This is a genomic window from Pseudomonas monteilii NBRC 103158 = DSM 14164, assembly GCF_000730605.1.
GTDB classification, from domain to species: domain Bacteria; phylum Pseudomonadota; class Gammaproteobacteria; order Pseudomonadales; family Pseudomonadaceae; genus Aquipseudomonas; species Aquipseudomonas monteilii.
In genome coordinates this window covers 46069-60114 of the sequence record NZ_BBIS01000033.1, presented here as the reverse complement: position 1 = coordinate 60114, position 14046 = coordinate 46069, and the positions used below count along the sequence as shown (strand labels likewise).

General features: G+C 62.9%; 9 protein-coding genes and 1 other RNA gene. 4 read left to right on the top strand and 6 right to left on the bottom strand.

Going from position 1 to position 14046, the window contains the following annotated elements; translation table 11 throughout:
• Positions 1-47 precede the first annotated feature (47 nt).
• Complete coding sequence (locus PM2_RS17800; protein WP_028699377.1) at positions 48-815, top strand: substrate-binding periplasmic protein; 768 nt, start codon at positions 48-50, stop codon at positions 813-815.
• A 112-nt stretch (positions 816-927) separates the two neighbouring features.
• On the opposite strand, the gene PM2_RS17795 is transcribed toward PM2_RS17800, so the two are convergent.
• Positions 928-1428, bottom strand: a complete 501-nt coding sequence (locus PM2_RS17795; RefSeq protein WP_028699376.1) for a DUF2938 domain-containing protein — start codon at positions 1426-1428, stop codon at positions 928-930.
• Between the two features lie 82 nt (positions 1429-1510).
• Here PM2_RS17795 and PM2_RS17790 point away from each other — a divergent pair, with 82 nt between their 5' ends.
• Positions 1511-1930 (top strand): helix-turn-helix domain-containing protein, encoded by a 420-nt coding sequence (locus tag PM2_RS17790; RefSeq protein ID WP_016711715.1) that lies wholly within the window; start codon positions 1511-1513, stop codon positions 1928-1930.
• Between the two features lie 28 nt (positions 1931-1958).
• Here PM2_RS17790 and ffs read toward each other — a convergent pair.
• The 5 genes from ffs to PM2_RS17770 form a co-directional block, all read right to left on the bottom strand.
• An RNA gene (gene ffs, locus PM2_RS30185) (signal recognition particle sRNA small type) lies at positions 1959-2055 on the bottom strand.
• A gap of 178 nt (positions 2056-2233) precedes the next feature.
• Positions 2234-4564, bottom strand: coding sequence for an NAD-dependent DNA ligase LigA (ligA, locus tag PM2_RS17785; RefSeq protein WP_028699375.1), 2331 nt, complete (start codon positions 4562-4564; stop codon positions 2234-2236).
• Positions 4565-4653: 89 nt separating this feature from the next.
• Positions 4654-5541, bottom strand: coding sequence for a cell division protein ZipA (zipA, locus tag PM2_RS17780; RefSeq protein WP_019099548.1), 888 nt, complete (start codon positions 5539-5541; stop codon positions 4654-4656).
• Between the two features lie 205 nt (positions 5542-5746).
• The gene (gene smc / locus PM2_RS17775; protein WP_028699374.1) at positions 5747-9235 is read right to left on the bottom strand and encodes a chromosome segregation protein SMC; all 3489 of its coding nucleotides are present in this window, start codon (positions 9233-9235) and stop codon (positions 5747-5749) included.
• 3 nt (positions 9236-9238) lie between these two features.
• Entirely contained in the window at positions 9239-9898 is a 660-nt protein-coding gene (locus PM2_RS17770; RefSeq protein WP_016711719.1) for a GntR family transcriptional regulator, read from the bottom strand.
• Positions 9899-10166: 268 nt separating this feature from the next.
• Here PM2_RS17770 and xdhA point away from each other — a divergent pair, with 268 nt between their 5' ends.
• Positions 10167-11621 carry a xanthine dehydrogenase small subunit gene (gene xdhA, locus PM2_RS17765; RefSeq protein ID WP_016711720.1) on the top strand — a complete coding sequence of 485 codons (1455 nt, stop codon included), beginning with the start codon at positions 10167-10169 and terminating at the stop codon, positions 11619-11621.
• A complete protein-coding gene (xdhB, locus tag PM2_RS17760) occupies positions 11614-14013 on the top strand; it encodes a xanthine dehydrogenase molybdopterin binding subunit (RefSeq protein WP_028699373.1) in 2400 nt (799 codons plus the stop codon). The genes xdhA and xdhB overlap by 8 nt, the downstream gene beginning before the upstream one ends.
• Positions 14014-14046: the final 33 nt, after the last annotated feature.

Here is a 14046-nt window from a genome sequence, read left to right as displayed (position 1 = left end):
GTCGTCTAAGCTTTGAGGCAGGCGCGTTGTTCAGGGAGGATACGCCTTTGCGAAGTTTGCTGGCCCTGCTACTGCTCTGGCCCATGCACAGCCTGGCTGAACAGCCCGTGCTGCGCTTCTCCGTTGCAGAGAGCTGGAGCATGCCGCTAGTACGCATAGAAGGCAACCAGCCGGTGGAAGGCCTGGTGTATGACCTGATACAAGCGCTGGCCAAGGAAGTGGGCGTACGCCCCCAGTATCACGTCATGGCCCGCCTTCGCCTGCAGGAGGCCATGAACAACGGCGATATCGATGTGCGCTGCTATGTCAGCGCCCAGTGGTTCAATGACCGCCCCGGGGATTTTGTCTGGAGTATCCCGCTGATACACCAGCGTGACGTGTTGGTGGGTCGTGTCGGCGACAGCACCCCAATGCCCCCGGAGCAACTGCCACCCCAGGCTATCGGCACGGTACTGGGCTACACCTACTCGACCCTGCAGCCGCTGCTGGATCAGGGCCAGTTGCGCCGTGAAGACAGCCGCAGCCAATTGCTGGTGCTGCAGAAACTGCATGCGGGTCGGTACCGGCATGCAGTGAGCAATCAACTGTCTTTGCAGTGGTTCAACCAGGGCTTGCCGGCAGAACAGCAACTGCAGGGCTTGGCAGTGCTGGAGGAACAGGACCTGGGGTGCATGGTGCGCAATGACCCGGCGATACCGACCCAGGGAGTGCTGCGGGCGCTGGTGCGACTGAAGCAATCGGGGGAGGTCGAGCGAATAATGCAGCGGTATGGGGGGATAGACAATCCGGACCCCATGACTGTAGCTCACCCCTGACCTGCGTCAGCAAGCAAGCAGGCAATCTGACTACAACCGCTATTGGAAGACAGCGATACCGCTCTTGCCACGGGTGGAACATAGTCAGCGACTAACCCAGGCGCATTCGCCGTCACTTGATAAGCCAGCCCGATGCCAGCAATCCCGCACTCAAGAACATCCCCACGCCAAACACAAGATGCGTGGCCAGGCTCTTAAGACAGTTTCGCACAGGCTTCGGCGTCCTGGACGCAAAGAATCCCGCGCCCATCGCCGGCTGCATGAAGCACAACGGTGCCACGACCGTACCCACGCCAACAACTGCTGCAGGCAACAAAGTAGGCGACAGCAACCAGCCCTCCCCTACGATCACAACCAGCAGCATTGCGAACAGCACACCGATGGCGTAATGAATCACCCACCCCCACGCTAACTCATATCGCACGGGTTCGGCTTTGGCAATCGCCTGATGCAGTACACGACCGTTAAGCAAATGCCCCGCCCAACGCCCAATCATGGCGAAATCAAGCGTGGCAACACCCAAGCGCCGCAGCAGCAGCCCCCACACGTCCATCACCACCGTGGCACCCATGCCAATCGGCAATGCAGCTGAAAACATCGCAGTAATCGTCATAGAACAAGCCCTCGAAGATTGACGGTCATCACCATGACGCGCAGCATAGAAGTTGAAGTCAACTTCAAGTCAAGGGCCCTAAATGGACATTGCCGACGTCGCCAAACGCACAGGCGTACCCGCCTCGACACTGCGTTACTACGAGAAGAAAGGTTTGCTCAAGTCACTCGCCGGGCACGGCCAACGGCGGCAGTTTGCAGCCGATGTGGCGGACCGGCTGGCGCTGATCGCCCTGGGGCAGGCTGCGGGGTTTTCGCTGGATGAAGTGGGGGCGATGCTGGTGGACTTGCAGGTGAACCGGCAGATGCTGATGGCCAAGGCGGACGAGCTGGATGCGCGGATCAAGCGGTTACAGGCGATGAGCAAGGGCTTGCGGCACGCAGCGCAATGTCCGGAAGAAGATCATTTGGCATGCCCGAAATTCCAAAGGCTGATGAAGCTCTCTGCGGCAGGGGCACTGAACGACAAGCAGGAAAGTAAGAAGGCGTTCGCCGCAGTTTGAGGTTTTCCGACCCCGGAAATGGAGGCGGCCCCACCAGCCACACCCCGGCACTCGATGTTCCCGCTATGGCTGCTCCCTTCCGGGCCTGACCAGGTTAACGGGTAATCAATGCGGGGGGACCGATGGGGCCACCACTACATGCCTCGCTGAGCAGCGAGTGGCGCCATTGTACCGGTCTTGGGGGCAGATACAACCTCTAGCGGGAGAAAAAGTCATCATTTCTCAATGACTTGTCAGGGCTGACGTGGCAGCCCCCTCCTTTTCGCGGGTAAACCCGCCCCCACAAGAAACGCACGCCGGCCTTTAAACCGTGACCCCCTGCCCGGCCAGGAAGGTGACAAAGGCATCTTCGTCCAGCACCTTCACCCCCAGCTCGGCAGCCTTGGCCAGCTTGGACCCCGCCCCTGGCCCGGCCACCACGCAGTGGGTCTTGCCAGACACCGAACCCGCCACCTTGGCCCCCAGGCTTTCCAGCTTGTCCTTGGCGATGTCGCGGCTCATGCGCTCCAGGGTACCGGTGAGCACCCAGGTCTGACCTACCAGCGGCAAACCTTCGGCCACTTTTTTCTCGCTGGTCCAGTGCATGCCGAACGCCAGTAACTGCGCTTCGATGTCCCGCGCCAGCTTCTGGTTCGCTTCATCCTTGAAGAACTCACGCACGGCATCCGCCTGCTTGGCCGCAAGGGCCTGGCGCAGGTCGATGCCGTCGGCGGCGATGATCTTTTCCAGGGTGTCGAGCTTGGCCACCAGCTTCTCGGCCCCGGTCGGGCCGACCGAGGCAATGTCGAGCTTGGCAATCATGCCGGCGAGGGTGGTGCTGGCGGCGAATTCGGCAGCCAGTTCGCCCTCGTCCTGCAGTTGCATGCCGCTATCGAGCAGTTGCTTGATGACCTTGCGGTTGTGCTCGTCTTCAAAGAAGTTGTGGATCTCGTGGGCAACCTCCAGGCCGATGTCCGGCAGGTAGGTGAGCACCTGCGGCAATGCCTGCTGCACGCGCGCCAGGCTGCCCAGCGAGCGGGCCAGCACCTTGGCAGTCTCTTCGCCTACATCCGGAATGCCCAAAGCGTAGATGAAGCGCGCCAAGGCCGGGCGCTTACTGGCCTCGATGGCATCCAGCAGCTTCTTGCTGGACACTTCGGCGAAACCTTCCAGGCCAACGATCTGGTCAAATTCCAGCTTGTACAAGTCTGCCGGCGAGCCGATCAGGCCTTCGTCCACCAGTTGCTCGACACTCTTCTCACCAAGCCCATCGATGTCCATGGCACGGCGCGACACGTAGTGAATGATCGCCTGCTTGAGCTGGGCGCCACAGGCCAGGCGGCCAACGCAGCGGTACACCGCGCCTTCGCTGGTGGTTTCCTTGCCCTTGCTGCGTTTGACCAATTGAGTACGCTCGACCTGCGAGCCACACACCGGGCACGCGCTCGGCACCTCGACCGGGCGGGCATCTTCCGGGCGACGCTCCAGCACCACCTGCATCACCTGCGGGATAACGTCACCGGCACGGCGGATGATTACCGTGTCACCGATGCGCAGGCCCAGGCGGGCGATTTCGTCCATGTTGTGCAAGGTGGCATTGGACACGGTCACACCCGCAACCTTGACCGGCTTCAGGCGCGCTACAGGCGTTACCGCCCCCGTGCGGCCAACCTGGAATTCGACGTCCAGCACCTCGGTCAGCTCTTCCATGGCCGGGAACTTGTGGGCAATCGCCCAGCGTGGCTCACGCGCACGGAAGCCCAACTCGCGCTGGGCGGCCAGGCTGTTGACCTTGAACACGACACCATCGATTTCATACGGCAGGCTGTTACGTCGCTCGCCGATGTCGCGGTAGTAGGCCAGGCATTCTTCGATGCCTGCCGCATGCTTGAGCTCGCGACTGATCGGCATCCCCCAGGCTTTGAGCTGTTCAAGGATGCCTATATGGCTGTCGCCGATGCTTTCAGACACCTGACCAACGCCATAGCAGCAGAACTCCAGCGGGCGGCTGGCGGTGATTTTCGAATCCAGCTGGCGCAGGCTACCGGCGGCGGCGTTGCGTGGGTTGGCGAACGTCTTGCCACCGGCTTCGGCCTGGGCTGCATTGAGCCGGTCGAAACCGGCCTTGCTCATGTACACCTCGCCGCGCACCTCCAGCACCGCCGGCCAGCCCTCACCCTGTAGCTTGAGCGGGATGTTGCGCACCGTGCGCACGTTGGCGCTGATGTCTTCGCCGGTGGTGCCATCGCCACGGGTAGCGCCCTGCACCAGCTGGCCATCGCGGTACAGCAGGCTCACGGCCAGGCCGTCGAGCTTGGGTTCACAGCTGTAGTCGACCGCGCCGGGCTGATCGAGGCCTTCTACAACGCGGCGACCGAACTCACGCAGGTCGGTTTCCTCGAAAGCGTTACCCAGGCTGAGCATCGGGACTTCATGGCGCACCTGGCTAAAGGCGGCCAGGGCAGCGCCGCCGACACGCTGGGTGGGCGAGTCGGGTGTGACAAGGTGCGGGTGCTCGGCTTCAAGCGCCTTCAGCTCGTTGAACAGGCGGTCGTATTCGGCATCCGGCACGCTGGGCTCATCGAGCACGTAGTAGCGGTAGTTGTGCTGGTCGAGCTCGGCACGCAGTTCGTGGATACGGGTTTCGGCGGTCATTTTCAGGTTCTCTTGCATAGCAAAAGAGCAGCCCTTGGCTGCTCTTGCGCTTGAAACAGGGTGGACAGAGGTCTGCCCACTTGGGCACATCAGCGCTTCTGGGTCAGCGCGCGGCGCTCGAACTCGACGATACGCTGGCGGTAGTGCTCGATCGTCTGGGCGGTCAGCACGCTGCGCTGATCGTCCTTGAGCTCACCGTTCAGTTCGTGGGCCAGCTTGCGTGCCGCAGCCACCATCACGTCGAAGGCTTGCTTCGGATGGCGCGGGCCCGGCAAGCCGAGGAAGAAGCTGACGGCACGGGTGCTGAAGTGGTCGATGTCGTCCAGGTCGAACACGCCAGGCTTGACCGCGTTGGCCATGGAGAACAGCACTTCGCCGTGGCCGGCCATGCTCTCGTGGCGGTGGAAGATGTCCATTTCGCCGAAGCGCAAGCCGCTTTCCAGAATATTCTGCAGCAGTGCCGGGCCCTTGAAGCCGCCCTCGTCGCGGGAGATCACGCTGATAACCAGCACTTCCTCGGCCGGCGGCAGCTCCTTCACGCTGCTGCTGGCAGGGGCCGCACCGCTATTGCGGGTGTTGTCGGCGGCGAAGTCGTCGTCGCTTTCGGCAAACAGGTCCGGCTCACGCGGCTCGGCGCTGAGGTTCAGGTCGCCCTGCTGTACGTCGGCGGCCGCACGCTTGCCGCGCTTGCCGGCCTTGACCGGCTTGGGCTCGCGCTCACGATCACGCGCAGAAGCGCTGAGCGACGGCAGGTCGCTTTCGTCCAGCTCAGGCTCCTTGTGGGTATCCAGCACCCGCGACGGGCCGAGCACTTCGGCACTGCCGCCGTCTTCGTCCGGCAGGTTGGAATAACTGCGATCCAGACGGAATTTCAATTTGCCTTTGCCGCCGCGCATGCGGCGCCAGCCGTCGAAAAGAATCCCGGCAATGACAATGATGCCGATGACGATCAGCCACTCGCGCAGACCGATTTCCATGTAATCCCGTGCCTCTATAAAAATATGCTTGAAAACAAAGGGTTCAAAGCCCTTTAACACGTGGCGCCAACTCTATGTTCTGACAGGCGTTTTACCCACGCAAAAAACGAGTGACATTAAGCTAGCACGACCAAAGACAACTTTACACCGTCTGTCGCACATGGCGGGGGCATTTCGCTACAGAATGTGCCCCCATCGTCGCGCATCACGCATCGACCATGGCCATGGCTGCCTCCACATCAACTGCAACAAGGCGTGAACACCCGGGTTCATGCATGGTTACCCCCATCAATTGATCCGCCATCTCCATGGCAATCTTGTTATGGGTGATGTAGATGAACTGCACGCTTTCACTCATTTCCTTGACCAGACGGGCGTAGCGCCCGACGTTGGCATCGTCCAGCGGCGCGTCGACTTCGTCGAGCATGCAGAACGGTGCGGGGTTCAACTTGAAAATGGCAAACACCAGCGCCAAAGCGGTCAGTGCCTTCTCGCCGCCGGACAGCAGATGGATGGTGCTGTTCTTCTTACCCGGTGGCCGTGCCATGATCGTCACCCCTGTATCGAGTAGATCTTCGCCCGTCAGTTCCAGATAAGCGCTGCCGCCCCCGAAAACTTTTGGGAAAAGTGCCTGTAATCCGGCATTTATCTGATCAAAGGTATCCTTGAAGCGGTTGCGGGTTTCCTTGTCGATCTTGCGGATGACGTTTTCCAGGGTCTCCAGGGCTTCGACCAGGTCGGCGTCTTGCGCGTCCAGGTAGCGCTTGCGCTCGGACTGCTGCTCGTATTCTTCGATGGCCGCCAGGTTGATCGCACCCAAGCGCTGGATGCGTGCTTCAAGCTGCTCCAGCTCCTGCTCGGTACCCTGCTCGCTGGCGTCGGCCTCAAGGGTGGCGAGCACACCTTGCAGGTCATAGCCATCGGCCAGCAGCTGCTCCTGCAAGGTTTTGCGCCGCACATCCAAACCTTGGCATTCTAGGCGCAACTGTTCCAGTTGGCCGCGCAACACCAGCGCTTGCTGCTCGGCCTGGGTGCGGCGTTTTTCGGCATCGCGCAGTTCGCGGTCGGCTTCGTCCATGTGCAGGCGGGCCTTGCGCATTTCCTCGTCGACGCTCATGCGCCGCTCCAGCAGCTCCTCCAGCTTCAGGCGCAGCTCTTCCTGCGGGGCCTCACCCTCCTCCAGGTTCAGGCTCAGTTGTTCCTGGCGCTCGGTCAGGCGCGCGGCCTGCTGCTCCAGGCGTTCCAGAGCCTGACGAGTGGAATCGTGCTGGGCGCGCAGCGACCCCAGGCGCACGGCCAGCTGGTGGGCGTGGTCCTTGTGCTGACGGGCTTCCTGGCGCACCCGATCGAGGCCTTCACGCAGCGTGTCGCGGCGCGCCATCAACTGTTCACGTTGCTCGGTGTCCTGGGCCATCAGCTCCAGGGCTTCTTGCAGCAGCAGGCGTGATTCGCCCAGCTGCTCATGCTCCAGGGCACGCTGCTCTTCCAGCTCAGCCAATTCTTCCTGCAGGCGCCGGCGGCGCAATTCGACCTGCTCGGCGCGGGCACGGCTGGCCGACAGGCTGGCATTGAGTTCGCCATGCAGGCGGTTTTCTTCCTGGCTGCGGCGGCGCAGCTGTTCGCGCTGCTCTTCCAGGCCCAGCTGCTGCTCGCGCAGGGTTTGCAGTTGCTGTTCCAGGTGCTCCAGCGCCGCCTCCTGCTCCAGCTGCTCCTGACCTAACCGTTCGATTTCCTGACCGCGTGCCAAAACCCCGCCTTCGGCCTCACCACCACGACGAACCCGCAGGAAATGCCGGCCAACCCAATAGCCATCACGACTGACCAGGCTTTGCCCTTCAGCAAGGGCTGCGCGCCGGGCCAGCGCCTCGGCCAGGTTTTCTACCGGTTTGACCTGGCCAAGCCAAGGCGCCAGTTCGATAGGGCCTTCAACTTTTTCCAGCAGGCTGCCGGGCAAGGATGCGTTGTCGGCGCTGGCCAGAAGCAAGCGCAACTCGCCCTGCTCCAGGCCGGCAAAATCGAGCTTGCCGAAGTCGTCCACCAGTACGGCTTGCAGATCGGCGCCAAGCACCGTTTCCACAGCCAGCTCCCAACCCGGTTCCACCCGCAGGCCTTCTGCAAGGCGCGGCTGCTGCTCCAGGCTTTGGCTTTGCAGCCAGTCAGCAGCACCTGCACCCGGCTCCAGCGCGGCCTGCTGCAAAGCCTCCAGCGAAGCCAACCGGCCGCCCAGGCGCTGCAGGTCACCCTGCGCCTGTTGTTGTGCCTGGGTGGCCTGTTGCAACTGCTCGCGCACGCCTTCAAGGCGCTCGACCACCTGCTCTTCGGACAGTTGCAGTTCTTCCAGCAGTATTTCGCTGCTGGCCAACTGCTCAGCCAGTTCAAGCATAGCGGCATCCTGCGGGTCGCTACCCAGTTGCTGACGCTCCTCGCCCAGCTTGCGCTGGCGTTCGGCCAGACGCTCCAGGCTGGCTTCCAGCTGCTGCAGGCGCGCCTGCTGCACCTCGGCCTGGCGGCGCGGCTCGGCGGAGCGGCTGTTGAAGCTGTCCCACTGCTCCTGCCAACCGTGCATGCCCAGCTCGGCCTCTTCAAGAGCGGCAGCAGCCTCTTCGGCGGAGGCAAGGGTCATTTCCTGCTCGGGCTCCAGCATGGCCAGCTCTTCGCTCAAGGTGGCCAGCAAAGTACGGTCATGGCCCAGGTGCGACTCAGTCTCCAGGCGCGTGCGCTCGGCTTCCTTGAAGTCGTCCTGCAGTTGGCGCAAGCGCTGCTGGCCGTGCTGGATACTCTGCTCGACCCGGGCGATATCACCGGCCACCGAATAGAAGCGGCCCTGCACCAGGTTGAAGCGCTCGGACAATTCGTGATGACCGTCGCGCAGGCGCTCGATGCTGGCATCGGCGTTGCGCTGCTCGGCCACCAGCGCCTCATGGGACACGTCCTGGTCGCCGATCACCGACTCACGCTGACGCACTCGCTCATCCAGGTCGCGCCAGCGCAAGGCCGACAGACGCGCCTTCATCTGGCGCTCCTGGGCCTTGTACTCACGGTACTTCTCAGCTGCCTGGGCCTGGCGGTGCAGGCGTTCCAGCTGGCGTTCCAGCTCTTCGCGCAGGTCGGTCAGCCGGGCCAGGTTTTCCTGGGTGCGGCGGATGCGGTTTTCGGTTTCGCGGCGGCGTTCCTTGTACTTGGAAATGCCGGCGGCTTCCTCGATGAAGTTGCGCAGCTCCTCGGGCTTGGCCTCGATCAGCTTGGAGATCATGCCCTGCTCAATGATCGAGTAGCTGCGCGGCCCCAGGCCAGTACCCAGGAAGATATCGGTAATGTCGCGCCGGCGGCACTTGGTGCCGTTGAGGTAATAGCTGTTCTGCCCGTCGCGGGTGACCTTGCGGCGGATCGAAATCTCGGCGTAGGCGGCGTACTCGCCGACCAGGGTGGTTTCGCTGTTGTCGAACACCAGTTCGATGCTGGCCTGGCTGACCGGTTTGCGGCCACTGGAGCCGTTGAAGATGACGTCGGTCATCGACTCGCCACGCAGGTTCTTCGCCGAACTCTCGCCCATCACCCAGCGCACTGCGTCGATGATGTTGGACTTGCCGCAGCCGTTGGGGCCGACGACAGCCGCCATGTTGCTGGGGAAGTTGACCGTGGTCGGGTCGACGAACGACTTGAACCCGGCCAGGCGAATGCACTTCAGGCGCATCGGTCAGCCTCGGGCCAGCGCCGCCAGCACCAGTTCGCAGCTGCGCTGGCCGTAGGCGGTGAGCACCTCGCGAATGCGCGGCAGGTCGCGGGCGACCACGGCTTCGAGCAGGCGGGCGAACAAGTCGAGGTAGTCGATCATGTTGGCCTGGCGCTGGTCCAGCGACAGGTAGTAGGCACGGCTCATGGCTGGCTGGAGGTTTTCCACGGTTTCCTGCAGGAACGGGTTGTCGGCGAACGGATAAGCCGCACGCATGACCGCAAAGCTGTCGGCGACGAAGGCCTTGATGTCGAGCTGGTCATGGGCACGCTGCAGGCGCTGCTGGATCTCCAGAAACGGGCGCAGGTCGGCTTCGGTGCGCCATTTTTGCGCAACCGCGTTGCCCAGCAGGATGTAGAACTCGCCCATCAACGAACACAGGCTGCGCACGCTGCGCTCGTCCAGCTTGGTTACATGGGCACCTCGGCGCGGCAAAATCGCCACCAGGTGGCGGCGCTCGAGGATCAGCAGTGCTTCACGCACCGAGCCACGGCTGACGTTGAGCGCCTGGGTAACCTTCTGCTCCTGGATACGCTCGCCTGGCGCCAGCTCGCCGCGGATGATGCGTTCGGCCAAGTAATCGGCAATCTGCTCGGAGAGGCTGTCCGGGGCCTTGAACGTCATGGTTTTCCTTCAAAATCATTGAACTGGGCACAAGGGGCGGATTGTAGCGTACTTGGGCGGTAATCGCGCAGAGGGGCCAGGCGGTTTATTTGACCTGCCAGACAGCCGCGCGCCCGGCGCGATCTATGCTTGTTCCATAGGCAATGTGTTCGGCCGGGCGTAGACATACGCAATTTCTTGACCTTTGGGTCAGAAAAATATTGACCTGCTAGACAGGTCTTGCTTAGAGTCCGCCCAACAACAATAAAACCATTGCGAGGCCATCCCCGTGATCCAGTTTCTCGTCAACCAGGAGTTGCGCAGCGAGCACGCCCTGGACCCGAACATGACGGTGCTGCAGTACCTGCGCGAGCACTTGGGCAAACCCGGCACCAAGGAGGGCTGCGCCAGTGGTGACTGCGGCGCCTGCACCGTGGTGGTCGGCGAACTGACCCAGGACGACCAGGGCAACGACAGCCTGCGGTATCGCAGCCTCAACTCGTGCCTGACGTTTGTCTCGTCGCTGCACGGCAAGCAATTGATCAGCGTTGAAGGCCTCAAGCATCAGGGCCAACTGCACAGCGTGCAGCAAGCCATGGCCGATTGCCATGGTTCGCAATGCGGCTTCTGCACCCCCGGTTTCGTGATGTCGCTGTTCGCCCTGCAAAAGAACAGCAGCGGCCCCGACCTGCATCAGGCCCAGGAAGCCCTGGCTGGCAACCTGTGCCGCTGCACCGGCTATCGGCCGATTCTCGACGCTGCCGAGCAGAGCTGCCGCCAGCCCTGCCGCGACCAGTTCGATGCCCAGCAGGCGCAAACCATCAGCCGCCTCAAGGCCATTGCACCCACCCAGACCGGCGAACTGAACAGCGGCGACAAACGCTGCCTGGTGCCGCTGACGGTGGCCGACCTGGCCGACCTTTACAGCTCGCACCCCGAAGCCCGCCTGCTGGCCGGCGGTACCGACCTGGCGCTTGAAGTGACCCAGTTCCACAAGACACTGCCGGTGATGATCTACGTCGGCCACGTGGCCGAGCTCAAGCGCATCGAGAAAACCGCCAGCCACCTGGAAATCGGCGCCGCCACACCCCTCACCGACTGCTACGGCGCGCTGAACGAGGAGTACCCAGACTTCGGTGCCTTGCTGCACCGGTTTGCCTCGCTGCAGATCCGCAATCAGGGCACCCTCGGAGGCAATATCGGCAACGCCTCGCCGATCGGCGACTCGCCACCCCTGCTGATCGCCCTGGATGCGCAGGTCGTCCTGCGCCAAGGCGAGCGTCAGCGGGTAATGCCACTGGAAGACTACTTCATCGACTACCGCATTACCGCCCGCCAGGACAGCGAGTTCATCGAGAAGATCATCGTGCCGCGTGCCACCTGCGACTGGGCGTTCCGCGCCTACAAGGTGTCCAAACGCCTGGACGATGACATCTCCGCCGTGTGCGGCGCGTTCAACCTGAGCATCGAAGACGGCGTGGTCAGTGGTGTGCGCATCGCCTTCGGCGGCATGGCGGCCATCCCCAAACGCGCCCGCGCCTGCGAAGCGGCGCTGCGTGGCAAACCGTGGGACCAGGCTGCCATCGAGCGCGCCTGCCAGGCCCTGGCCGAGGACTTCACCCCGCTCAGCGACTTCCGCGCCAGCAAGGAATACCGCCTGCTGACCGCGCAGAACCTGCTGCGCAAGTACTTCATCGAACAACAAACGCCGCACATCGAAACCCGGGTGACCGCTTATGTCTAACCATCACGTAGCCAAAAGCCAGGCCGAGATGGCCGAGCTGTTCAGCCAGGACCTGACCACCGGGGTCGGCCGCAGCGTCAAGCACGACAGCGCCGACAAGCATGTGTCCGGGGAGGCGCTGTACATCGACGACCGCCTGGAATTCCCCAACCAGTTGCACGTCTATGCGCGTACCGCCGACCGTGCCCATGCGCGTATCCTGCGCATCGACACCACGCCGTGCTATGCCTTCGAAGGCGTGCGTATCGCCATCACCCACGAAGACATCCCCGGCCTGAAAGACATCGGCCCTGTGGTGGCCGGCGACCCGCTGCTGGCCATCGACAAGGTCGAGTTCTTCGGCCAGCCGGTACTCGCCGTCGCAGCCCGCGACCTGGAAACCGCGCGCCGCGCAGCCATGGCCGCCATTGTCGAATATGAAGACCTGGAGCCGGTGCTGGACGTGGTCGATGCACTGCGCAAGAAGCACTTCGTGCTCGACAGCCACACCCACCAACGCGGCGATTCCGCCGCCGCGCTGGCCAGCGCCCCACACCGCATTCAGGGCACCCTGCACATCGGTGGCCAGGAACACTTCTACCTGGAAACGCAGATTTCCTCGGTGATGCCCACCGAGGATGGCGGCATGATCGTCTACTGCTCCACGCAGAACCCCACCGAAGTGCAGAAGCTGGTGGCCGAAGTGCTCGACGTGCCGATGAACAAGGTGGTGCTGGACATGCGCCGCATGGGTGGCGGTTTTGGCGGCAAGGAAACCCAGGCTGCCAGCCCGGCGTGCCTGTGCGCGGTAGTGGCCCGCCTGACCGGCCAGCCCACCAAGATGCGCCTGCCGCGTGTCGAAGACATGACCATGACCGGCAAGCGCCACCCGTTCTATGTCGAATATGACGTGGGCTTTGACGACAACGGTCGCCTGCACGGCATCAACTTCGACCTGGCCGGCAACTGCGGTTACTCGCCCGACCTGTCCGGTTCGATCGTCGACCGCGCCATGTTCCACTCCGACAACGCCTACTACCTGGGCGATGCCACCGTGCATGGTCACCGCTGCAAGACCAACACGGCCTCCAACACCGCCTACCGTGGCTTTGGCGGCCCACAGGGCATGGTTGCCATCGAACAGGTGATGGACCACATCGCCCGCCACCTGGGCCGCGACCCGCTGGCGGTGCGCAAGGCCAACTACTACGGCAAAACCGAGCGCAACGTTACCCACTACTACCAGACCGTCGAGCACAACATGCTCGATGATATGACTGCCGACCTGGAAGCCAGCAGCGACTACGCCGAGCGCCGCGAGTCGATCCGTCGCTTCAACGCCAACAGCCCGGTACTGAAGAAGGGCCTGGCGCTGACGCCGGTCAAGTTCGGCATCTCGTTCACTGCCACCTTCCTCAACCAGGCCGGGGCGCTGATCCACATCTATACCGACGGCAGCATTCACCTGAACCACGGTGGCACCGAGATGGGCCAGGGCTTGAACACCAAGGTCGCGCAGGTGGTGGCGCAGATCTTCCAGGTAGATTTCAGCCGCATCCAGATCACCGCCACCAACACCGACAAGGTGCCCAACACCTCGCCGACCGCAGCCTCCAGTGGCGCCGACCTGAACGGCAAGGCGGCGCAGAACGCTGCCGAAATACTGAAGAAGCGCCTGACAGAGTTCGCGGCGCGGCATTACAACGTGACCGAGGAGGACGTCGAGTTCCGCAATGGCCATGTGCGTGTACGCGACCAGATCGTCAGCTTCGAGCAACTGGTGCAGCAGGCGTACTTCGCCCAGGTGTCGCTGTCCAGCACCGGTTTCTACCGCACGCCGAAGATCTTCTACGACCGCAGCCAGGCGCGCGGCCGGCCGTTCTACTACTTCGCTTTCGGCGCCGCCTGCGTGGAAGTGATCGTCGATACCCTGACCGGCGAATACAAGATGCTGCGCGCCGACATCCTGCACGACGTAGGCGACTCGCTGAACCCGGCCATCGACATCGGCCAGGTGGAAGGCGGCTTCATCCAGGGCATGGGCTGGCTGACCACCGAAGAACTGGTGTGGAACGCCAAGGGCAAGCTGATGACCAATGGCCCGGCCAGTTACAAGATCCCGGCGGTGGCCGACATGCCGCTGGACTTGCGGGTGAAGCTGGTGGAGAACCGCAAGAACCCGGAAGACACCGTGTTCCATTCAAAGGCCGTGGGCGAGCCGCCGTTCATGCTTGGTATTGCTGCCTGGTGCGCCATCAAGGATGCCGTGGCCAGCCTGGCCGATTACCGCGTGCAGCCGAACATCGACGCGCCAGCCACACCGGAGCGGGTGTTGTGGGGGTGTGAGCAGATGCGCAAGGCGGTGGCGGCGGCGCAACCTGCCAAACCGGAACTGGAAACCGTCACCCACTGACAGCGAGGAACCCTGTGGGAGCGGGCACGCCCG

Bases quoted from the DNA above. Each gene is read 5' to 3' on its own strand.
- ligA (WP_028699375.1), bottom strand. From the start codon at position 4,564: ATGACCGCCGAAACCCGTATCCACGAACTGCGTGCCGAGCTCGACCAG.
- PM2_RS17770 (WP_016711719.1), bottom strand. From the start codon at position 9,898: ATGACGTTCAAGGCCCCGGACAGCCTCTCCGAGCAGATTGCCGATTAC.
- xdhB (WP_028699373.1), top strand. From the start codon at position 11,614: ATGTCTAACCATCACGTAGCCAAAAGCCAGGCCGAGATGGCCGAGCTG.
- PM2_RS17795 (WP_028699376.1), bottom strand. From the start codon at position 1,428: ATGACGATTACTGCGATGTTTTCAGCTGCATTGCCGATTGGCATGGGT.
- PM2_RS17790 (WP_016711715.1), top strand. From the start codon at position 1,511: ATGGACATTGCCGACGTCGCCAAACGCACAGGCGTACCCGCCTCGACA.
- zipA (WP_019099548.1), bottom strand. From the start codon at position 5,541: ATGGAAATCGGTCTGCGCGAGTGGCTGATCGTCATCGGCATCATTGTC.
- smc (WP_028699374.1), bottom strand. From the start codon at position 9,235: ATGCGCCTGAAGTGCATTCGCCTGGCCGGGTTCAAGTCGTTCGTCGAC.